This window comes from Streptomyces sp. NPDC049040, assembly GCF_043197715.1.
Taxonomy (GTDB): Bacteria; Actinomycetota; Actinomycetes; order Streptomycetales; family Streptomycetaceae; genus Actinacidiphila.
In genome coordinates, this window is sequence record NZ_JBICTO010000001.1 from 961423 (window position 1) to 982763 (window position 21341).

16 protein-coding genes are annotated in these 21341 nt (G+C 71.5%); 12 read left to right on the forward strand and 4 right to left on the reverse strand.

The genetic code is table 11. From position 1 onward, the window contains the following. Positions 1-35 precede the first annotated feature (35 nt). From ACGFMP_RS04365 to ACGFMP_RS04375, 3 genes are all read right to left on the reverse strand, one after another. Positions 36-452 (reverse strand): DUF2000 family protein, encoded by a 417-nt coding sequence (locus ACGFMP_RS04365; protein ID WP_393670159.1) that lies wholly within the window; start codon positions 450-452, stop codon positions 36-38. Positions 453-654: 202 nt separating this feature from the next. Then, positions 655-1455 carry a Yip1 family protein gene (locus ACGFMP_RS04370; RefSeq protein WP_393670160.1) on the reverse strand — a complete coding sequence of 267 codons (801 nt, stop codon included), beginning with the start codon at positions 1453-1455 and terminating at the stop codon, positions 655-657. A 117-nt stretch (positions 1456-1572) separates the two neighbouring features. After that, complete coding sequence (locus ACGFMP_RS04375) at positions 1573-3849, reverse strand: (Fe-S)-binding protein (RefSeq protein WP_393670161.1); 2277 nt, start codon at positions 3847-3849, stop codon at positions 1573-1575. 305 nt (positions 3850-4154) lie between these two features. Between ACGFMP_RS04375 and ACGFMP_RS04380 the strand changes: the two genes are divergently transcribed. The 5 genes from ACGFMP_RS04380 to ACGFMP_RS04400 all read left to right on the forward strand — a co-directional run bounded on the left by ACGFMP_RS04380 (position 4155) and on the right by ACGFMP_RS04400 (position 9413). Next, positions 4155-5003 carry an LCP family protein gene (locus ACGFMP_RS04380; RefSeq protein ID WP_393670162.1) on the forward strand — a complete coding sequence of 283 codons (849 nt, stop codon included), beginning with the start codon at positions 4155-4157 and terminating at the stop codon, positions 5001-5003. 121 nt (positions 5004-5124) lie between these two features. Continuing rightward, positions 5125-7002: a molecular chaperone DnaK gene (dnaK, locus tag ACGFMP_RS04385; protein WP_393670163.1), complete on the forward strand. Its 1878-nt coding sequence runs from the start codon at positions 5125-5127 to the stop codon at positions 7000-7002. Continuing rightward, positions 6999-7676: a nucleotide exchange factor GrpE gene (gene grpE / locus ACGFMP_RS04390; protein ID WP_393670164.1), complete on the forward strand. Its 678-nt coding sequence runs from the start codon at positions 6999-7001 to the stop codon at positions 7674-7676. Before dnaK ends, grpE begins: the two co-directional genes overlap by 4 nt. Before the next feature lie 35 nt (positions 7677-7711). Next, on the forward strand, positions 7712-8911 hold the full coding sequence (gene dnaJ, locus ACGFMP_RS04395) for a molecular chaperone DnaJ (RefSeq protein ID WP_393670166.1): 1200 nt from the start codon (positions 7712-7714) through the stop codon (positions 8909-8911). A 4-nt stretch (positions 8912-8915) separates the two neighbouring features. Then, positions 8916-9413 carry a heat shock protein transcriptional repressor HspR gene (locus tag ACGFMP_RS04400; RefSeq protein ID WP_393670168.1) on the forward strand — a complete coding sequence of 166 codons (498 nt, stop codon included), beginning with the start codon at positions 8916-8918 and terminating at the stop codon, positions 9411-9413. A 73-nt stretch (positions 9414-9486) separates the two neighbouring features. Here ACGFMP_RS04400 and ACGFMP_RS04405 read toward each other — a convergent pair whose 3' ends face one another. After that, positions 9487-9894 carry a pyridoxamine 5'-phosphate oxidase family protein gene (locus tag ACGFMP_RS04405; RefSeq protein ID WP_393670169.1) on the reverse strand — a complete coding sequence of 136 codons (408 nt, stop codon included), beginning with the start codon at positions 9892-9894 and terminating at the stop codon, positions 9487-9489. A gap of 200 nt (positions 9895-10094) precedes the next feature. On the opposite strand from ACGFMP_RS04405, the gene clpB reads away from it, so the two are divergent. The 7 genes from clpB to argG all read left to right on the forward strand — a co-directional run bounded on the left by clpB (position 10095) and on the right by argG (position 21271). Next, positions 10095-12710 (forward strand): ATP-dependent chaperone ClpB, encoded by a 2616-nt coding sequence (gene clpB, locus ACGFMP_RS04410; protein WP_393670171.1) that lies wholly within the window; start codon positions 10095-10097, stop codon positions 12708-12710. Positions 12711-12812: 102 nt separating this feature from the next. After that, on the forward strand, positions 12813-13361 hold the full coding sequence (locus tag ACGFMP_RS04415; RefSeq protein ID WP_393670172.1) for a YbjN domain-containing protein: 549 nt from the start codon (positions 12813-12815) through the stop codon (positions 13359-13361). Between the two features lie 111 nt (positions 13362-13472). After that, positions 13473-14828, forward strand: a complete 1356-nt coding sequence (locus ACGFMP_RS04420; protein ID WP_393670173.1) for an IS4 family transposase — start codon at positions 13473-13475, stop codon at positions 14826-14828. A gap of 379 nt (positions 14829-15207) precedes the next feature. Further along, positions 15208-18204 carry a hypothetical protein gene (locus ACGFMP_RS04425; protein ID WP_393670174.1) on the forward strand — a complete coding sequence of 999 codons (2997 nt, stop codon included), beginning with the start codon at positions 15208-15210 and terminating at the stop codon, positions 18202-18204. Between the two features lie 211 nt (positions 18205-18415). Continuing rightward, positions 18416-19117 carry an N-acetyltransferase gene (locus ACGFMP_RS04430; RefSeq protein WP_393670175.1) on the forward strand — a complete coding sequence of 234 codons (702 nt, stop codon included), beginning with the start codon at positions 18416-18418 and terminating at the stop codon, positions 19115-19117. A 67-nt stretch (positions 19118-19184) separates the two neighbouring features. After that, positions 19185-19715 carry a GNAT family N-acetyltransferase gene (locus tag ACGFMP_RS04435; RefSeq protein WP_393670176.1) on the forward strand — a complete coding sequence of 177 codons (531 nt, stop codon included), beginning with the start codon at positions 19185-19187 and terminating at the stop codon, positions 19713-19715. A 101-nt stretch (positions 19716-19816) separates the two neighbouring features. Then, positions 19817-21271: an argininosuccinate synthase gene (gene argG / locus ACGFMP_RS04440; RefSeq protein WP_393670178.1), complete on the forward strand. Its 1455-nt coding sequence runs from the start codon at positions 19817-19819 to the stop codon at positions 21269-21271. The last annotated feature ends 70 nt before the right edge of the window (positions 21272-21341 follow it).

The following is a 21341-nucleotide window of genomic DNA, read 5'->3' on the forward strand; positions in this document are numbered from 1 at the left end:
GCACCAGGTCTGACCCGGGGACCCGGGCGGGCCGTTCAGGGGTGCATACGCGCGCCCTTGAGTGTCTTGTCGACGGCGTTGCGCGGGCCGTGGACCGCCAGGCCCACCAGGTCGAGGCCTGCGGTCGGGACGGCGCGGACGGCGGCCCGGTTGTCGGTGTCGTTGCCGGTGGCGAACAGGTCGGCGGTGAAGACGGCGCTGGGCAGCATGCGGGACAGCGCCCGGGCGTGGGCGGCGGTCAGGACGTCCTTGGAGCCCTCGAAGACCAGCACGGGCTGGCGGAACATCGGCAGGTACTGGGTGCCGTCGGCGTCCTGGTAGGGCTCGCCGATGAGTTCGGGCAGCTGGGTGCCCAGGCCGCTCACCAGGAAGGCCGTCACGTTCAGGCGTTGCCAGGGCTCCAGGTCCTCCCGCAGCAGCACGGCGATCTTCGTATCGAAAGCTGTGGTCATGTGCCAAGCGTGCGCGGCCCGCGGGGACGGCGTCTTGTACGTTCCTTGCGTGGTCGCCGGTGACCTGCCCCTCAGGCGGAAGACCTCCGGGCACGAGGCCTCCGGGCGGGACCCCGGGCGCAAGACCCCCCGGCGCAAGACCCCCGGGCGCGAGACCTCCGGGCGGCCCCGACGGCCAGGCCGGGACCGGCGCGGCCCCGGCTCAGATCAGCGGCAGCTTGAACAGCATCAGCAGCGCCACCAGCTGTATCGACGACGCGCCCAGCGCCTTGTGCCACGGCAGGTCGTGGGACTTGCCGACCATCGACGTCATCAGGACCCCGCACGCCAGCCAGGTCAGCCAGCCCAGCAGTTGGACGAAGCTGTTGGCGCCGCCCAGGAAGAGGGCGAAGAAGAGCCGGGGGGCGTCGGTGAGGGACGTGATCAGCAGGGCGAGGCCGATGGTCGGCGCCCAGGCGCCGTCGCCGCCGAGCTGGCGGGCGAGGGTGTTGGTGACCGCGCTGAGGGTCAGGCCGCCCAGGGTGACGGCGACGGCCGTGGTGATCACCCAGGGGACGCTGGCGGACAGGGTGGCGTCGAGGACGTCCTTGCGGGCCGCGTCGAAGCCGAAGACGGCGACCAGGCCGTAGAGGAAGGTCACGATCAGCGCGGGGCGCCACATCGTGTGGTCGCGCATCTGCCAGAAGGTGCGGCCGGGGCGCAGCGCGATCCCGCTGAGCAGCTGCTTCCAGTGCAGCCGGGGACCGGCCGGCGGGGCGGTGGTCTGGCCGGCGCGGTAGGTGGCCACGTTGTCGCCGCCCTGCCCGTACGGGTCCGAGGGGTCGGCGAAGTGCGCGGGCTCGCCCATGGTGAACGCCCGGGTGTGGCCGGGCGCGTCGTCGTAGCCGGGCGGGGCGAAGTACTCGGGCTCGCCTGCGGGTGCGTACGGCCCTGGTCCGGGGGGAGGGGGATAGCCGCCCGGTGCGTTCGGGTCCTGTCCTCGTCGGTTCTCGAATCCAGCCACGCTTCGAACGTACCCGCTGCCGCGCGTCGCGGGGCCGGGCGGCCGGTCCGGAGCGCTGCTTTGCTGCCAACCTGTGACACGCGCGGTAGCGCTCCGGGTACCCGGCGGTGAGGTGTGTCAGCCGGTCGCGGCGCCCGCGCCCGAGGCCGAGTCGGCGGCGACCGCCACGGACGGCGTGCGGACCGAGTCGAGCAGCAACTGGGCGACGTCCACGACCTGGAGCGACTCCTTGGCCTTGCCCTCGTTCTTCTTGCCGTTGACGGAGTCGGTGAGCATGACCAGGCAGAACGGGCAGGCGGTGGAGACGATGTCCGGGTCGAGGGAGAGGGCTTCGTCGACCCGCTCGTTGTTGATGCGCTTGCCGATCCGCTCCTCCATCCACATCCGGGCGCCGCCGGCGCCGCAGCAGAAGCCCCGCTCCTTGTGGCGGTGCATCTCCTCGCTGCGCAGGCCCGGCACCTTGGCGATGATCTCGCGCGGCGGTGTGTAGACCTTGTTGTGCCGGCCCAGGTAGCAGGGGTCGTGGTAGGTGATCAGGCCCTCGACCGGGGTGACGGGGACCAGGCGGCCCTCGTCGACCAGGGTCTGAAGCAGCTGGGTGTGGTGGATGACCTCGTACTCCCCGCCGAGCTGGGGGTATTCGTTGGCGATGGTGTTGAAGCAGTGCGGGCAGGTCGCGACGATCTTCTTCGAGGCCCGCGGCTTGCGGGTGGCGGGGTCGACCTTGCCGTCGTCGTCGAGCTCCTCGCCGAAGGCCATGTTGAGCATGGCGACGTTCTCCATGCCGAGCTGCTGGAAGAGGAATTCGTTGCCCAGGCGGCGGGGCGAGTCGCCGGTGCAGTTCTCCTCGCCGCCCATGATGGCGAAGTCGACGCCTGCGATGTGCAGCAGTTCCGCGAAGGCCTTGGTGGTCTTCTTGGCCCGGTCCTCGAGCGAGCCGGCGCAGCCGACCCAGTACAGGTACTCGACGCCGGTCAGGTCCTCGATGTCCTCGCCGACGACCGGGACCTCGAAGTCGACCTCCTTGACCCAGGCCAGCCGCTGCTTCTTGGGCAGGCCCCAGGGGTTGCCCTTCTTCTCCAGGTTCTTGAGCATCGTGCCCGCCTCGGACGGGAAGGACGACTCGATCATCACCTGGTAGCGGCGCATGTCGACGATGTGGTCGATGTGCTCGATGTCGACCGGGCACTGCTCGACGCAGGCGCCGCAGGTCGTGCAGGACCACAGGACGTCGGGGTCGATGACGCCGTTCTCCTCGGCGGTGCCGATCAGCGGGCGCTCGGCCTCGGCGAGCGCGGCGGCGGGGACGCCGGCCAGCTGCTCGGGGGTGCCCTGCTCCTCGCCCTCGGCGTTCTTGCCGCCGCCGGCCAGCAGGTAGGGCGCCTTGGCGTGGACGTGGTCGCGCAGCGACATGATCAGCAGCTTGGGGGACAGCGGCTTGCCGGTGTTCCACGCGGGGCACTGCGACTGGCAGCGGCCGCACTCGGTGCAGGTGGAGAAGTCGAGGATGCCCTTCCAGGAGAACTGCTCGACCTGGGAGACGCCGAAGACGTCGTCCTCCCCGGGGTCCTCGAAGTCGATCGGCACACCGTTGCTGGTCATCGGCTGGAGGGCGCCGAGCGCGACCGGGCCGTGCGCGTTGCGCTTGAACCAGATGTTCGGGAAGGCCAGGAAGCGGTGCCAGGCCACGCTCATGGTGGTGTTCAGGCCGAGCACGATGGCCCAGATCATGGTGACGGCCAGCTTGAACATGGCCGTGGCGTAGACGGTGTTCTGGAGCGTCTCGGTGCTCAGCCCGCGGAAGGCGGCGACCAGCGGGTACGAGGCGAAGTAGGCGGCCTGGTAGTGGTCGGCGCCGTGCAGGGCGCCTTCGAGACCGCGCAGCGTCATGATCGCCAGGCCGATGACCAGGACGACGTACTCCACGAAGTACGCCTGCCATGCGGTCGAGCCGGCGAAGCGGGACTTGCGGCCGGCCCGGGAGGGCAGGTTCAGCAGCCGGATGACGATCAGCGTGATGATGCCGAGCGTGGTGAAGGTGGCGATGAACTCGGTGTACAGCTCGTAGGGCAGCCAGTCGCCGATCCACGGCAGGAGCCAGTCGGCCTTGAACAGCTGGCCGTAGGCGTTGACGACGGTCAGCACCAGGGTCAGGAAGCCGACCGCGACGAACCAGTGGGCGACGCCGACCACGCCCCACTTGTTCATCCGGGTGTGGCCGACGAACTCCCGCAGGAGGGTCGTCGTACGCGCCGCGGGGTCGTTCGTACGGCTGCCGGCCGGTACGGACTGGCCCAGGCGGACGAACCGGTAGATCTGCGCGATGGCGAGGCCGATGAGCGCGACGCCGACCGCGGTGAGGACCAGCGACACGATGATCGCGGCGAGTTGCATGTGGGCTCCTCGGGCCTGCGCACGGTGAACGGGGACTGGGTCTACTAAGCGGTAACTTATTTCGGTCCTGGACGAGATTACCCGGGATCGGGGAGGCCATAAAGCCGCACCGCTGGTGATCTGTGTCGCGCGCCGCACATGCGCCATGTATGCCGCACATGCGCCATGTATGCCACGCCGATCCGATTGAAACCCGGGCGGCCGTGACACACATGGATGAGGACGGCATCGACGGCCGCAAGGGACACGGCCGCAAGGGACATGGCGGGACGTCGGGCGGGACGAGGAGCGGGAGGAGATCCGGCATGCGCGCGGTGCTGCGCTGGACGGCCGTCGGCGCCGGCCTCCTCCTGGTGCTCACCGCCGGGCTGTGCCTCGCCTCCTACCGCAAATTCAGCGCGAACATCACGACCGACAAGGCCGCCGAGCAGGTGCTCGCCGGCTACGCGGCCCAGCGGCCGCCCGCCCTGGTGCCGCAGGCGTGGAACATCCTGGTGATGGGTGCGGATGGCGCGGATGGCGCGGCGGGAGAGGAGCCGGGCGCGGAGGCGGACGCCGCCGTCCTGCTGCACCTGTCGGCCGACCGCACGCGGGCCACCGCGGTCGGCGTGCCGCGCGGCCTGCGGGTCGGCGTCCCCGGCTGCCACCGGCCGGGCGGCGGTACGGCCCCGGCCGCCTACGAGCCCTTCGCCGCGGCCTTCCGCGCCGGCGGCGCGGCCTGCTCCATCCGGGCCTTCGAGCAGCTGTCCGGTGTACGGGTGGACCACCACCTGGTGGTGGACGTGCCGCGCTTCGGCCGGATCGCCGACGCGGTCGGCGGCGGCTCGGGGGACGGGCCCGGCGACCCGCGCGGGGACCTGCTGCGGGCGCTGTCGGGCGCGGCGAGGGGCGGCGGGTCGCTCGCGCACCCGGCGCGGCTTTTCGGGCTGCTGGACAGCGCGACCTCGGCGATCACCGCGGATCCCGGCCTCAGCTCGCTGCCCGCGCTCTACGGGCTGGCCGGCACCCTGCGCAGGCTGCCCGCCGACCGGGTGACCCTGGTCACGCTCCCCACGGCGCCGGGCGCGGGCGACGTGCTGCGCAGGACCGCCGCCGACCGCCTGTTCGCGGCGCTGCGGGCGGACCGGCCGCTGCGGCCGGCCCCGGACCCCTAACCCCAGGTGCGCGGGGCCCGCGCCGCTAAGTTGAGTCGCCTCGACTCACCTCTGTTGACAGAAGAAAATCACTCAGGCACCCTTGAGTCAGTTCCACTCAAGTCAGCAGGAGGATTTCACCATGGCACGTGCGGTCGGCATCGACCTGGGCACGACTAATTCCGTCGTCAGCGTTCTCGAAGGCGGCGAGCCCACCGTCATCACCAACGCAGAGGGCGCCAGGACCACGCCGTCCGTCGTCGCCTTCGCCAAGAACGGCGAGGTGCTGGTCGGCGAGGTGGCCAAGCGCCAGGCTGTCACCAACGTCGACAGGACCGTCCGGTCGGTCAAGCGCCACATGGGCACCGACTGGAAGATCAACCTGGACGGCAAGGACTTCAACCCGCAGCAGATGAGCGCCTTCATCCTGCAGAAGCTCAAGCGGGACGCGGAGTCGTACCTGGGCGAGAAGGTCACCGACGCGGTGATCACCGTCCCCGCGTACTTCAACGACTCCGAGCGCCAGGCGACCAAGGAGGCCGGCGAGATCGCCGGCCTGAACGTGCTGCGGATCGTGAACGAGCCGACCGCGGCGGCGCTGGCGTACGGCCTCGACAAGGACGACCAGACCATCCTCGTCTTCGACCTCGGCGGCGGCACCTTCGACGTGTCCCTGCTGGAGATCGGCGACGGCGTCGTCGAGGTGAAGGCCACCAACGGCGACAACCACCTCGGTGGCGACGACTGGGACCAGCGTGTCGTGGACTACCTGGTCAAGCAGTTCCAGTCCGGCCACGGTGTGGACCTCGGCCGCGACAAGATGGCGCTCCAGCGGCTCCGCGAGGCGGCGGAGAAGGCCAAGATCGAGCTGTCCTCGTCCACCGAGACCTCGATCAACCTGCCCTACATCACCGCGTCCGCCGAGGGCCCGCTGCACCTGGACGAGAAGCTCACCAGGGCGCAGTTCCAGCAGCTGACCAGCGACCTGCTGGAGCGCTGCAAGACCCCGTTCCACAACGTCATCAAGGACGCCGGCATCCAGCTGTCCGAGATCGACCACGTGGTCCTGGTCGGCGGCTCCACCCGCATGCCGGCCGTGGCCGAGCTGGTGCGCGAGCTGACCGGCGGCAAGGACGCCAACAAGGGCGTCAACCCGGACGAGGTCGTCGCCATCGGCGCGTCCCTGCAGGCCGGTGTGCTCAAGGGCGAGGTCAAGGACGTCCTGCTGCTCGACGTCACCCCGCTGTCCCTCGGTATCGAGACCAAGGGCGGCATCATGACCAAGCTGATCGAGCGCAACACGACCATCCCGACCAAGCGCTCGGAGATCTTCACCACGGCGGAGGACAACCAGCCGTCGGTCCAGATCCAGGTCTACCAGGGCGAGCGCGAGATCGCCGCGTACAACAAGAAGCTCGGGATGTTCGAGCTGACCGGCCTGCCGCCCGCCCCCCGCGGGATGCCGCAGATCGAGGTCACCTTCGACATCGACGCGAACGGCATCATGCACGTCGGCGCCAAGGACCTCGGCACCGGCAAGGAGCAGCGGATGACCGTCACCGGCGGCTCCTCGCTGCCCAAGGACGAGGTCGACCGGATGCGCCAGGAGGCCGAGCAGTACGCGGACGAGGACCACAAGCGCCGCGAGGCCGCCGAGACCCGCAACCAGGGCGAGCAGCTGGCCTACCAGACCGAGAAGTTCATCGCGGACAACAAGGACAAGCTCCCCGAGGACGTGAAGTCCGAGGTCGAGGCCGCCATCGCGGACCTCAAGGAGAAGCTGAAGAACGAGTCGACCGACGGTGAGAACACCGCGGCGATCCGCGAGGCCACCGAGAAGGTCGCGGCCACCAGCCAGAAGCTCGGCCAGGCGCTGTACGCCAACTCGGACGGCGCCGCCGCCGGCGCCCAGGCGGGCCCGGGTGAGCCCGGTGCCGACCAGGCAGGTCCCGCCGACGACGACGTCGTGGACGCCGAGATCGTCGACGACGAGAACAACAAGAGGGACGGTGCCGCGTGACGGAGGAGCCGAAGGGCTTCGAGCCGGAGCCCGACGTCCCTTCCGAGGCCAGCGACAAGCAGCCGGACGCCGCCAAGGACGCCGGAGCCGCCGATGAGGCGGCCCCGGGGGCCGGCGGCGGGGACGCCAAGGAGCTGACGGCCCTGCGGGCTCAGCTGGACCAGGTGCGCACCGCGCTCAGCGAGCGCACCGCGGACCTCCAGCGGCTCCAGGCCGAATACCAGAACTACCGCCGCCGGGTGGAGCGGGACCGGATCGCCGTCAAGGAGATCGCGGTCGCCAACCTCCTCACGGAGCTGCTCCCGGTGCTCGACGACATCGGCCGGGCGCGGGAGCACGGCGAGCTCGTCGGCGGCTTCAAGTCGGTCGCCGAGTCGCTGGAGACGGTGGCGGCGAAGCTGGGGCTGCAGCAGTTCGGCAAGGAGGGCGAGCCCTTCGACCCGCTGGTGCACGAGGCCCTGATGCACAGTTACTCGCCGGATGTCACGCAGACCACATGCGTGCAGATCCTCCAGCCCGGGTACCGCCTGGGAGAGCGCAATCTGCGGCCCGCCAGGGTCGCGGTCGCCGAGCCCCAGCCGGGGGCCGGCAAGGGCGACGACGCGGCGGACGACCCCGACGTGGCGGCGGAGACGGCGGACGACGAGGAGACCGGTGGCCCGGACCAGGGCTGACGGTGTGACGAGAGCGGAGAGGAGGGACGCCGGGGATGAGCATCAGTAGGGACCTGCTGGAAAAGGACCTGTACAAGGTCCTCGGCGTACCCAAGGACGCCACGGAAGCCGAGATCAAGAAGGCGTACCGGAAGCTGGCCCGGGAGTTCCACCCGGACGCCAACAAGGGCGACGCCAAGGCCGAGGAGCGCTTCAAGGAGATCTCCGAGGCCAACGACGTCCTCTCCGACGCCAAGCGGCGCAAGGAGTACGACGAGGGCCGCGCGCTGTTCGGGAACGGCGGCTTCCGCCCCGGTCCTGGCGCGGGCGGCACCGGCGGCTTCAACTTCGACCTGGGCGACCTCTTCGGGGGCGCCCAGGGCGGGCCGGGCGGCACCACCACGACCGGCGGCCAGGGCGGCGGCTTCGGCGGCGGTCTCGGCGACGTCTTCGGCGGCCTGTTCAACCGCGGCGGCGGCACCAGGGTGCAGCCCAGGCGCGGCCAGGACATCGAGTCCGAGGTCACGCTGAGCTTCACCGAGGCCGTCGACGGCGCCACGGTGCCGCTGCGGATGTCCTCGCAGGCGCCCTGCAAGGCGTGCTCGGGCACCGGCGACAAGAACGGCACGCCGCGGGTGTGCCCGACCTGCGTCGGCACCGGGCAGGTCTCCAGGGGCGGCGGTGGCGGCTTCTCGCTCACCGACCCGTGCGTGGACTGCAAGGGCCGCGGCCTGATCGCGGAGACCCCCTGCGAGGTCTGCCATGGCAGCGGGCGGGCGAAGAGCTCGCGCACCATGCAGGTCCGCATTCCCGCCGGGGTGACCGACGGGCAGCGGATCAGGCTGCGCGGCAAGGGCGCGCCGGGCGAGCGCGGCGGACCCGCGGGCGACCTCTACGTCGTCGTGCACGTGGGGAAGCACCCGGTCTTCGGCCGCAAGGACGCCAACCTCACGGTGACCGTGCCGGTCAGCTTCGCGGAGGCGGCGCTGGGCGGCGAGGTCAAGGTGCCGACCCTGGGCGGCCCGCCGGTCACCCTCAAGCTCCCCCCCGGCACCCCGAACGGGCGTACGCTGCGGGCCCGCGGCAAGGGTGCGGTGCGCAAGGACGGTTCGCGGGGCGACCTGCTCGTCACCGTCGAGGTGGCGGTGCCGGAGAAGACCGAGGGCAAGGCGCTGGACGCGCTGGAGGCCTACCGGGAGGCGACCTCGGACGCCGACCCGCGGGCCGAGCTGTTCAAGGCGGCAAAGGGAGCGTGAACGGATGAGCGTCGACGGCCGGATGGACGGTATGGGACCTGGCCCCCGCGGCCCCGGTGGTCCCCGCGCGCGCAACCCGTACCAGCTGACCGAGGAGTCCCCGGTCTACGTCATCTCGGTGGCGGCGGAGCTGTCGGGCCTGCACCCGCAGACCCTGCGGCAGTACGACCGCCTCGGCCTGGTCTCGCCCGACCGCACGGCCGGGCGCGGCCGCCGCTACTCGGCCCGCGACATCGAGCAGCTGCGCGAGGTGCAGCGGCTCTCGCAGGACGACGGCATCAACCTCGCCGGCATCAAGCGGATCATCGAACTGGAGAACCAGGTCGCCGCGTTGCAGTCGCGGGTGGCTGAGCTCACCGCGGCGGTGGAGGGCGCAGCCGCGGTCATCCAGCAGCGGGAGGCGGCGGTGCACGCGTCCTACCGCCGCGACCTGGTGCCGTATCAGGATGTGCAGCACACCAGCGCGCTGGTGGTGTGGCGTCCCAGGCGCGACGGCTCCTGAGCCGGGGCCGTCCGCCCCGGCCGGCCTTTCCGCCCCGCCCCGTGCCCTTCGCGCGGGGCGGGGCGGAGGCGTTTCAGGCGTTGCCCATCGCGCGGGTGAGGGCGATCTCGATGACGACGCGGCGCGGGTTGGGCGCGGGGGTGCGGCTGTAGCGCTCGGCGTAGCGGGACACGGCGTCGGCGATGCGGGCCGGGTCCTCCGAGACCGTGGCCAGGCCTTCGAGGGTCGCCCAGCGGCGGCGGTCGACCTGGCAGACCGCGACCCGCGCGCCGCCGGGGCCCGCGGCGCGTACGTGCGCGGCCTTGGCGCTCGCCGTGTTGGTGATGACCCGTGCGAGGCCGGCCTCCGGGTCGTAGGTGACGCCGACCGGCACGACGTGCGGGGAGCCGTCAGGACGGAGTGTGGTCAGGGTGCACAGGTGGTGTTCGCGCCAGAAGGCGAGGTAGCCGGCCTCGGGGGCGCGCGGATCGCGTGGTGCCATGCCGTGACGGTAACCCCGGCGGGGAAGGCGGCCGGTGCGGGGGCGTACGGCCGTGTCGGGGGTGCCAAGCCGAAGTTGAGTGGAATAGACTCAATATCGTTCATGTTCCTTTACGCAAGTAGTCATGCAACGTGCTGCGCAACGCCAGTCGCGGACAGCACAATGGACCGACGACAGCACCTTGAGGAGGACCTGGCCCCGTGGACGCCGAGCTGACCAACAAGAGCCGGGAAGCGCTCAACGCCGCCAACACCCGCGCGGTCTCCGAGGGCAACCCCGACCTGACGCCCGCGCACCTGCTGCTCGCCCTGCTGAGCGGCGCGGACAACGAGAACGTGCTCGACCTGCTCACGGCGGTCGGCGCCGACCCCGCCGCGGTCTCCGACCAGGCCGCCGGCCTGGTGAAGGCGCTGCCGAAGGTGCAGGGCTCCACCGTGGCGCCGCCGCAGGCCAACCGCGACCTGCTCGCGGTCATCGCGGACGCCGCGGAGCGGGCCAAGGAGCTGGGGGACGCGTACCTTTCCACCGAGCACCTGCTGATCGGGATCGCCGTCAAGGGCGGCCAGGCCGGCGAGCTGCTCACCCGTCAGGGGGCCGGCGGCAAGCAGCTGCTGACCGCCTTCGAGACCGCCCGTGGAGGGCAGCGCGTGACCAGCCAGGATCCCGAGGGCACCTACAAGGCGCTGGAGAAGTACGGCACCGACTTCACCGCGGCGGCCCGCGAGGGCAGGCTCGACCCGGTGATCGGCCGCGACCAGGAGATCCGCCGGGTCGTCCAGGTCCTCTCCCGCCGCACCAAGAACAACCCGGTCCTCATCGGCGAGCCGGGTGTCGGCAAGACCGCCGTGGTCGAGGGCCTGGCCCAGCGCATCGTCAAGGGCGACGTGCCCGAGTCGCTGCGCAACAAGCGGCTGGTCTCGCTCGACCTCGGCGCGATGGTCGCGGGTGCGAAGTACCGCGGCGAGTTCGAGGAGCGGCTCAAGGCGGTGCTCGCCGAGATCAAGGACAGCGACGGCCGCGTCATCACCTTCATCGACGAGCTGCACACCGTCGTCGGCGCGGGCGCCGGCGGCGACTCCGCCATGGACGCGGGCAACATGCTCAAGCCGATGCTGGCCCGCGGCGAGCTGCGGATGGTCGGCGCGACCACGCTGGACGAATACCGCGAGCGGATCGAGAAGGACCCGGCCCTCGAACGCCGCTTCCAGCAGGTGCTGGTCGCCGAGCCGACCGTCGAGGACACCGTCGCGATCCTGCGCGGACTCAAGGGCCGCTACGAGGCGCACCACAAGGTCCAGATCGCGGACTCCGCGCTGGTCGCCGCCGCGACCCTGTCCGACCGCTACATCACCTCGCGCTTCCTGCCCGACAAGGCCATCGACCTGGTGGACGAGTCGGCGTCCCGGCTGCGGATGGAGATCGACTCCTCGCCGGTCGAGATCGACGAGCTCCAGCGCTCCGTCGACCGGCTGCGGATGGAGGAGATGGCGCTCAAGAACGAGACGGACCCCGCCTCCGTGCAGCGACTCGACAAGCTCCGCAAGGACCTCGCCGACCGCGAGGAGGAGCTGCGGGGCCTGACCGCCCGCTGGGAGAAGGAGAAGCAGGGGCTCAACCGGGTCGGCGAGCTCAAGGAGCGGCTCGACGACATCGGGACCCGCATCGAGCGCGCCCAGCGCGACGGCGACTTCGAGACCGCCTCCAAGCTGCTCTACGCCGAGAAGCCCAAGCTGGAGGCCGAGCTCGAGGAGGCCACCCGCGAGGAGGAGGAGGCCGCGGCGCAGGGCCCCTCGACGAACATGGTCAAGGAGGAGGTCGGCCCCGACGACATCGCCGACGTCGTCGCCGCCTGGACCGGCATCCCGGCCGGCCGGCTGCTGGAGGGCGAGACGCAGAAGCTGCTGCGGATGGAGGACGAGCTGGGCCGCCGGCTGATCGGCCAGACCGAGGCGGTCCGCGCGGTCTCCGACGCGGTGCGCCGCTCCCGCTCCGGCATCGCCGACCCCGACCGCCCGACCGGCTCCTTCCTCTTCCTCGGCCCGACCGGTGTCGGCAAGACCGAGCTGGCCAAGGCGCTGGCCGACTTCCTCTTCGACGACGAGCGGGCCATGGTCCGCATCGACATGAGCGAGTACGGCGAGAAGCACTCCGTCGCCCGGCTGGTCGGCGCCCCTCCCGGCTACGTCGGCTACGAGGAGGGCGGCCAGCTCACCGAGGCGGTGCGCCGCCGCCCGTACAGCGTGATCCTGCTCGACGAGGTCGAGAAGGCGCACCCCGAGGTCTTCGACGTGCTGCTCCAGGTGCTCGACGACGGCCGGCTCACCGACGGCCAGGGCCGCACCGTCGACTTCCGCAACGCCATCCTCATCCTGACCTCGAACCTCGGCAGCCAGTACCTCATCGACCCGGCCTTGAGCGGCGATCAGAAGCGCGAGCACGTGCTGAGCACGGTCCGCGCCTCCTTCAAGCCGGAATTCCTCAACCGGCTCGACGACATCGTGGTCTTCGACGCGCTGTCCAAGGACGAGCTGCGCCGGATCGCCCGGCTGCAGACCGACCGGCTCGCCGCCCGGCTGCGGGACCGCAGGCTCACCCTCGACATCACCGACGCGGCCCTCGACTGGCTCGCCGACGAGGGGAACGACCCGGCCTACGGCGCCCGGCCGCTGCGCCGCCTGGTGCAGACCGCCATCGGCGACCCGCTGGCCCGCGCCCTGCTGTCGGGGGAGGTCGCCGACGGGCAGACGGTAAGGGTGGACCGGGCGCTCGACGGCCTGATCGTGGGCGCCGCCACAGCTCCCGACCTGCGCAAATAACGCCGGGATCGGGCGGTGCGCGCGATGCGTGCCGCCCGGGGTTGTGACGTGCGGCTGCGGATGAGGGAGTATGGCAGGGAGACGTTACGAAGGGACTTCACGGTGAGCATCGACCCGTCCTCGATTCCCAGTTTCGGGGGCCAGCCGGACCCCGACCCGACCGGATCCAACGGAAGTGTGGTCATTCCGGACCAGGACCTGGTCAAGCAGCTGCTTGACCAGATGGAGCTGAAGCACCTCGTGGACGAGGAAGGCGACATCGCCGCCCCGTGGGAGGACTTCCGCACCTACTTCATGTTCCGGGGCGAGGGGGACCAGCAGGTCTTCGCCGTCAGGACCTTCTACGACCGTCCGTATTCGGTCGACGACAAGCCGCAGCTGCACGAGGTCATCGACGACTGGAACCGTCGCACCCTGTGGCCGAAGGTCTACACCCACACGCACGACGACGGCAGTGTCCGCCTGATCGGCGAGGCCCAGCTGCTGGTCGGCCTGGGCGTCGGCCTCGAGCACTTCGTGTCCAGCACGGTCAGCTGGGTGCGGGCGTCGATCGAGTTCGACAAGTGGGTCGTGGAGACCCTCGGCTTGGCCAAGGACGCGGACAGCGACGCCGACGGCGACGGTCCCGCGGACGGGCCCGCGGAGGACTAGTCCCAATGCCGTGTAGTTAGGCGTGGGGCTGATGTGTCAAGCGGTCTGAAGCACAGACGGAGCTCCTGTTAGAACCGTGTCGACCAAGATCACTGTTCAGCAGGAGCTCCGTTGGACGCCAAGTCTGTCATTTGTCACGAGGTAGCGGTTGCTGCGGGACCGTTCGCGCCCGGTCATCTGGGGGAGCTGACGCAGCTCGTCCCGTTCGAGATGGTCGACGAGGTCCTGGCCGAGGCCGGCGGGACCCAGCAGCGGATACGGGACTTGCCTTCCCGTGTGGTGGTGTACCTGGTGATGGCCGGGGCACTGTTTCCCGGGATCGGCTGGACGCAGGTGTGGAAGCGGCTGACGGCCGGCCTGGAAGGACTGGCGACAGCGACTCCGACGGCCAGCGCACTGGCGCAGGCCCGCAGGCGGGTCGGGGCCCGACCGCTGCGTGGCTTGTTCGACCTGCTGCGCGGACCGGCCGCCGGGATCGGCGCCGTGGGAACGCGGTGGCGTGGCCTGCTCGTCTGCGCGATGGACGGCACGCTGATGGCCGTGCCCGACAGCCCGGCGAACCAGGCCGAGTTCATCAAGCACCGCGGCAACAACGGCGGGGCGGGATACCCCTCACTCCGTCTGCTGGTCCTGGTGTCCTGCGGCACCCGCACCGTCCTGGATGCGGTGTTCGGGCCGACCACGATCGGAGAAACGTCCTATGCCCCGCGCTTGGTCCGCAGCCTGCGCGAGGGCATGATCGTGCTGCTGGACCGGAATTTCGCCGTCCAGGCCCTGGTTGAGGCGATCACGCGGACGGGCGCTCACGTCCTCGTTCGTGTGAAAGAGCACCGCAGACTTCCGGTCCTGGAACGTTTCCCCGACGGCTCCTACCTGTCCAGGCTAGGACCCGTCGCGGTTCGGGTCATCGACTGCGAAATCACCGTCAGCACCTCTCAGGGGCGCCGCACCGGCGCCTACCGCCTGGTCACGACCCTGGCCGGCCCCCACGCCCACCCCGCAGCCGAGCTGATCAGGCTTTACCACGAGCGATGGGAGGTCGAGACTTCCTACCTGGAGATCAAGTCCACCATTCTCGGCGGCCGGGTCCTTCGCGCCCGGACCCCTGCCGGCGTCACCCAGGAAGTCTTCGCACTGCTGGTCACCTACCAGGTCCTGCGACTGGCCATGGCGGATGCCACCGCCACCCGCCCAGGTGCCGACCCCGACCGGGCCAGCTTCTCCATCGCCCTGAACACCGCCCGCGACCTGCTCGTTCAGGCCACGGGCGTCATCAGCACGGCTGTCGACCTCGTCGGCACCATCGGCCGTCGGGTCCTGGCCGACCTCATGCCCGACCGGCGCATCCGCACCCGGCCACGCGTCGTCAAACGCGCCATCTCGAGATACAACGCCAAAGGCACCGTCGACAGAACCAGCTACAAGGCCACGATCAGCATCGACATCCTCACCACCCGTACGCCTTGACACCAAACACACACCGCTAACTACACGGCATTGGGACTAGTCCCCCGCCCGCAACGCGACGACGCCCGCACCGCGACGACGCCCGCACCGCAACGACGCTCCACCGCAACGACGAGAGCCCGGCCCGTGTGGCCGGGCTCTCGCGCGCGGGACGGCCGGGCTCCCGCGCGGCTGCGGTGCGGCTTTCGCAGCGGAACAGCCGGGCTTCGCGTGAAATGCGAATCCGCTGACGTGCCGCGGCGGCGGGTCATATGGTGCGAGGACCAAGGACGTCTCACCCACCGCGGAGAATCGCATGTCCGATCCCGGCTCGTCCTTAGCACCTCCGGACCCCGGGGCAGGTGATCCGTCGGAATCGGGCGGCGGCATCCTGTCGGCCATGGCGGACGCGCTGACCGGCGTCGCCGAGGGGCTGAAGGGCGAGCCGGTGCTGCTCGCCGGGTTCGGGGCCATGCTCCTGGTGGAGGGCGCGGGCGTCCTGCGCGGCGGGACCTTCCTGCTCGTGGTGTCGCTGATGCTGGGCGCGTACGTGGTCTCGCTCGCCACCCACCTGTGGGTCCGCCGGCCAGGGCGGGAAGGCGCGGGGGCGGAGCCCAGGACCGACCTCAGGGCCCGCGGCACGGGCCGGGTGAAGGTGCGCAATGCCAGGGGCGAGGTGAAGGCGCGGCTCAGGTCGTCCCACGACATCGACATCGCCTCAGGTCCGGCGGCGACGCACCCCACGGCCCCGGTCGCCGGGCCGCCGGCCGCCGAGCCCGCGCCGCCCGCGCCGCCCGAGCCCGTGCCGGCGGACCCCGGGCCGTCCGCGCCCGCGGATCCGGAGCCGTCCGTGGCGGCGGTGGCAGCCGTGGCCGTGCCGCCGGCGGCAGCGCTCGCGCCGGAGCCGGCCGCGGACGTCGCCGCCGGCCGGTACACCCCTTCGCTGGCCCGCGCCCGCGACACCGTGCTGGCCGCGGCCCGCGGCACCGGCGGGAGCCCCGTGCACTTCGAGATCGTCGCCGACAGCGGCTGCGGCAAGACGCTGCTGCTCGACGAGGTCGCCGCCGGGCTCAAGGACGACGGGCGGCTCGTGCTGTTCATCACCGCGGGAGCCCCGCAGTACGGGTCGGCGGGGTCGCTGGGCCCCGCCGAACGGGAGATGGCCGACTACGCGGCCTGCCGCCAGCTCATCGACGCCATCGTCGCCGACGTGCACCGGGCCTACGCACCCGACGACGACGAGGAGCCGCTGCTCGACGCGGACGCGGGCCGGGAGCTGGAGACCGCGCTGCTCGCCGTGCGCGACGTGCGCCCCCCGGCGCCGTCGATCACCGCGAACGTCAACCTGGACGTCCGCGTCGAGGACTCGAGCCACGTACAGGTCACCGGTGTCGAGGAGGCGGCCCTGGCGGCCGCGGCAGCCGCGGCGGAGGGGACGGCGCCCGAGCGGCCGCGGTCCCGGCTCACCGAGATGCAGGGGCAGCTGACCCAGCTGCTGGACAGGTTCGCCAGGACCTGGCCTACGGCCCTGCTCGTGGACGATGTGCACGCCGTGGCGGGGACCCCGGTCGAGCAGTGGCTGCTGGCCGTACTGCGCGGCCTGTCCACCGCCGTGGTCGTGCACGGCAGGCGTCCCGCGGTCGGCGAGGGTCCCGCGACCGGCGGGCGGCGGATCGGCCTCGGCCTGCTGCCGTACGAGGAGACCACCGCCTTCGTCGCCGAACGCCTGGTCGGCGCGGGGTGGCAGGAGGCCGCGGCCGGCGCCGCGGCCGAGGAGGTCGCCCTGCTCACCCGGGGCCACCCGATCGGCGTGGCGGTGTGCAGCGCGATCGTCCGCGACTCGCTGCCCGCGGACTCCTCGGCGGCCGAGGTGCGCCTGCTGATGCTGGGCGGCGCCGGGCACTGGGACGACGACGGCGCCTTCGAGGCGGTACGCACCTACGTCGACCACTACGCGGCCGGCATCGTGGGCCGTCCTGTGGCCCTCTTCGACCCGCTGGTGGTCCTGCGCCGCTGCACCGCCCCGATCCTCGTCGCGGTGCTGGGCGAGACGGAGGGCGTCACCGAGCGGCAGGCGTCCCGCCTCTACGACTGGCTGTCAGGGTGCGCCTTCGTCACCCCGTTCGACGACGACGTGAACGAGGGCTGGCGGCTGCACGACTACCTGCGGGAGAACCTGGACCGCCGTTTCCTGCGCACCCGGCCCGCGGAGTACGCCGGGCTGCACGCCACGATCGAGCGCCACTACCGGGCCGGGATGAACTTCGACGCCGAGCGCGACGAGGGGTCCTGGATGGCGGCAGGCGCGCGCTACGAGGACCCGGCCTGGCAGCGCGACTCCAAGGAGTGGCTCTACCACGCCGCCCATCTGCCCCGCGCGGACTTCGAGAGCAGCAAGCGGGCCATGATCCGGCTGTTCGTGGAAGCGTTCTTCTGGTGGGACACCGAGGTGCCCTCCAGCTACTGCGACCAGCTCGTCGCCGCCTACCGGGCACTGCCCGCCGACCGCGACCTGCGCTGGGTGGAGTGGCTCGACCAGCTGCGCACCGGTTACGTCGCCGGCCGCACCAACCAGGCGCCGGGCCGGGACGAGGAGATGTGGGAGCAGGCGGCCGAGGCACTGAACGACATCGCCGGGGACCTGCGCCTGCGGTGCGGGCGCGTCCCGGCCGACCCCGACCTGCGGCGCATCTACATCCTGCACTGCCAACTGCAGGGCGACGCCGTCTGGTTCGGCAGCGGCGGCACCGAGGAGGACCGGGAGCGGGCGGCCGTCTGGTACCGGGCGAGCCTCGACGCGTGCACGGACGAGGACGAGCTGTGGATGGGCAACTGGGCCGCCTGGCAGATCGGCGACCTGTGGGCCGGCACCGACCCGGCGCGCGCCCGCGCACTCCTCGACGGTCTCGAGGACCTGGCGGCGGACGAGGAGGACAACGAACTGCCGCTGTGGCTCGCCGAGACGTTCGCCGACATCGCCTGGGCCGAGAACGACCCGCGGCGCGCCTTCGACGCCTACGCCCGCGCCGGGCTTCGCGCCCTGGCCTACCACGTGCGCCAGGAGACCTACGGGCAATATCCCAACCGGTACTCCGACTCCCTCCACCGCGGCGTGCTCACGCGCCTGGGGGAGCGCGAGCGGCAGGCGCTCGACGCCGGTCTCACCGAGGAGGTCGCCGCCGCCAAGCGAAGGAGCCGGGCCCTGTTCGCGCCGTACTGGCGCTACGTCGGCCGGGAACCAGGGGACACCTTCGGGATACCCGACCCGCCGGACGCCGCCGACCTCGGCACCGACCTGACCGAGTTCGCCAGGGCGGCCAAGTGGGTGATCCGGCACATGGGCGACGAGCTGGAGAAGTCCGTCGAGGAGCCGCTGCGCGACCCGGCGGACCACTGATGGGCCCGACGCGGACGACGACGGCGGCGCGGGTCGGCCGATTCCGGCCCGCCGGTGGCGCCCGGTCTGCCACGCTGAGCCCCGGTCCCCGCGGTGCGGCGCGCAAGGGCGCCGCGTACGGAAGCCGGCCCACCGCGCCCCGGGACGGGCGCACCCCCCACCATCACCACCGGGCGACATGATGACCGGGCGTCCGGGAGAGGCAGGCGACATGCAGGTCAGCGACGTGGGGCTGGACAGCCCGCTGCTGGACGCGGTCTACGACGAACTCCTCGCCCCCACCTTTCCCGCCTACGAGCTGATGACCCTGGCGGAGGTGCGCGCCGGCATGGAGGCGGGATTCCTGTGGATCTCCGCCGTAATCCGCGACGGCCGGCCGGAAGGCGCCGCGGTCGCCGAGTGGTCGTCGCACAGCGGTGTGCTGCTGCTGTCGTACATGGCGGTGCGCAAAGACCTGCGGTCCTCCGGCGTCGGCGGGACCCTCATGGCCGAGATCCACACCGGCTGGCAGGAGCGGGTCCACCCGCTGCTCACCCTCGCCGAGATCGAGCATCCGGCAGGGCACACGCCCGACCCGGCGTACGGCGACCCGACGGCCCGGCTGCGCTTCTACGCCCGGCACGGGACGCGCGCCCTGGACGTCCCCTATTTCCAGCCCTCCCTGCGCACCGGCGCCCCCCGGGTGCCTGGCGTGATCCTGGGCGTGCTCACCACCGCACCCGAACTGGCGGGCGCCGAGGCCGTACCGTCGGAGCCGGTCAGGATCTTCATGACCGAATACTTCCAGGGGTGCGAGGGCGGGGTGCCCGAGGACCCGGCGGCCACCGCGCTGTTCGCGGCCATGCCGCCCGGCGGGATCGCGCTGCTCCCCCTGGACGACCCCGCGGCGCTGCCCTGCACCGCGAACGTCTGACCCTCCGTCGACACCTCCGCCCTTGCGGGGGATCCGCGCGGGAGCGGCGCGGTGTAGCGTCCCCCGCATGCCCGAACTGATCGCGCCCACGACCCGGCTCCACTCCTCATGGCTCGCGGCGCGTGACGAGTGGCCCGCGGGCGCCCACCAGGACGGCGGCGGCATGCACCTCGTGCCCGACACCGACCTGGCCGACCCCGAGGCCTTCTCCGCATGGGTCGAACTCCTCCGCGTGCAGGCGGACGAATCCGTCCCCGTGGGGGAGGGCCGCGTCCACGCCACCCACTGGTGGATCGTCGAAGGCGACACCTACCTGGGCGCCATCGATCTGCGGCACCGGCTGAACGACTTCCTGCTCGACGTCGGCGGCCACATCGGCTACAACGTCCGCCCCTCGGCCCGCCGGCGCGGCCTGGCCGGCTGGGCCCTCGGGACAGTCCTCACCGAGGCCCGCGCGCTCGGCCTGGCCCGCGTCCTGGTCACCTGCAACGACGACAACATCGCCTCGGCACGCAGCATCGAGCGCAACGGCGGTGTCCTGGAGGACACCCGCACGACCGCCGCGGGCCTCAAGCGCCGCTACTGGATCAGCCTGTAAGAGGCCGCGCGGGCCCCGTACCGGTGCACCGTGCCATCGTGACCTCCGGCTCGGGCCGACTCGCATTATCATGATCATGCGAGTCTATGCATACTCTTCCTATGTCCAAGGTCCTCACCTCCCTTCCGGCCGGCGAGCGCGTCGGCATCGCCTTCTCAGGCGGCCTCGACACTTCCGTCGCGGTCGCGTGGATGCGCGACAAAGGCGCCATCCCCTGCACGTACACCGCCGACATCGGCCAGTACGACGAGCCCGACATCGGCTCGGTGCCCGGCCGGGCGAAGGCCTACGGCGCCGAGATCGCGCGCCTGGTCGACTGCCGGGCGGCGCTGGTCGAGGAGGGACTGGCCGCGCTCACCTGCGGGGCGTTCCACATCCGCTCCGGCGGGCGCTCCTACTTCAACACCACCCCGCTGGGTCGCGCCGTCACCGGCACCCTCCTGGTCCGGGCGATGCTGGAGGACGACGTACAGATCTGGGGCGACGGCTCGACCTTCAAGGGCAACGACATCGAGCGGTTCTACCGCTACGGCCTGCTCGCCAACCCCCACCTGCGGATCTACAAGCCCTGGCTGGACGCGGACTTCGTGACCGAACTCGGCGGCCGCAAGGAGATGTCCGAGTGGCTCGTGGCCCGCGGCCTGCCCTACCGCGACAGCACCGAGAAGGCGTACTCCACCGACGCCAACATCTGGGGCGCCACCCACGAGGCCAAGACCCTCGAACACCTGGACACCGGCGTCGAGACCGTCGAGCCGATCATGGGCGCGCGCTTCTGGGACCCGTCGGTGGAGATCGCCGCGGAGGACGTGACGATCGGCTTCGACCAGGGCCGCCCGGTCACGATCGACGGGAAGAGGTTCGCCTCCCCGGTCGACCTGGTGATGGAGGCGAACGCCATCGGCGGCCGCCACGGCATGGGCATGTCGGACCAGATCGAGAACCGCATCATCGAGGCCAAGAGCCGCGGCATCTACGAGGCCCCCGGCATGGCCCTGCTGCACGCGGCGTACGAACGCCTGGTCAACGCGATCCACAACGAGGACACCCTCGCCCAGTACCACGACGACGGACGCCGGCTGGGCCGGCTGATGTACGAGGGCCGCTGGCTCGACCCGCAGGCGCTGATGATCCGCGAGTCGTTGCAGCGCTGGGTCGGAGCGGCCGTCACCGGCGAGGTGACGCTGCGGCTGCGGCGCGGTGAGGACTACTCGATCCTCGACACCGCAGGCCCGGCCTTCAGTTACCACCCGGACAAGCTGTCCATGGAGCGCACCGAGGACTCGGCCTTCGGCCCGGTGGACCGGATCGGCCAGCTCACCATGCGCAACCTCGACATCGCCGACTCGCGCGCCAAGCTGGAGCAGTACGTCCAGCTCGGCCTGATCGGCACCGAGAGCCCCGTCATCGGTGCCGCGCAGGCGGCCGCCACCGGGCTGATCGGCACCATGCCGCGGATGCCGGAGGGCGGCGCCGAGGCCATCGCCTCCCGCGGCGAGGTCACCGCGGAGGAAGAGGTGCTGGACCGCGCGGCGATGGAGGCGGGCACGGACTGACGGGCGGTCACGGACCGACCGGCGGTCACGGACCGACCGGGGGGTCGTACTGACCGGCGGGCACGGACTG

What these genes read in the sequence shown, in the direction of transcription:
- ACGFMP_RS04365 (WP_393670159.1), bottom strand. Translation starts at nt 452, where the DNA reads ATGACCACAGCTTTCGATACGAAGATCGCCGTGCTGCTGCGGGAGGAC.
- ACGFMP_RS04375 (WP_393670161.1), bottom strand. Translation starts at nt 3,849, where the DNA reads ATGCAACTCGCCGCGATCATCGTGTCGCTGGTCCTCACCGCGGTCGGC.
- ACGFMP_RS04380 (WP_393670162.1), top strand. Translation starts at nt 4,155, where the DNA reads ATGCGCGCGGTGCTGCGCTGGACGGCCGTCGGCGCCGGCCTCCTCCTG.
- dnaK (WP_393670163.1), top strand. Translation starts at nt 5,125, where the DNA reads ATGGCACGTGCGGTCGGCATCGACCTGGGCACGACTAATTCCGTCGTC.
- dnaJ (WP_393670166.1), top strand. Translation starts at nt 7,712, where the DNA reads ATGAGCATCAGTAGGGACCTGCTGGAAAAGGACCTGTACAAGGTCCTC.
- ACGFMP_RS04400 (WP_393670168.1), top strand. Translation starts at nt 8,916, where the DNA reads ATGAGCGTCGACGGCCGGATGGACGGTATGGGACCTGGCCCCCGCGGC.
- ACGFMP_RS04405 (WP_393670169.1), bottom strand. Translation starts at nt 9,894, where the DNA reads ATGGCACCACGCGATCCGCGCGCCCCCGAGGCCGGCTACCTCGCCTTC.
- ACGFMP_RS04425 (WP_393670174.1), top strand. Translation starts at nt 15,208, where the DNA reads ATGGCGGACGCGCTGACCGGCGTCGCCGAGGGGCTGAAGGGCGAGCCG.
- ACGFMP_RS04430 (WP_393670175.1), top strand. Translation starts at nt 18,416, where the DNA reads ATGCAGGTCAGCGACGTGGGGCTGGACAGCCCGCTGCTGGACGCGGTC.
- ACGFMP_RS04435 (WP_393670176.1), top strand. Translation starts at nt 19,185, where the DNA reads ATGCCCGAACTGATCGCGCCCACGACCCGGCTCCACTCCTCATGGCTC.
- argG (WP_393670178.1), top strand. Translation starts at nt 19,817, where the DNA reads ATGTCCAAGGTCCTCACCTCCCTTCCGGCCGGCGAGCGCGTCGGCATC.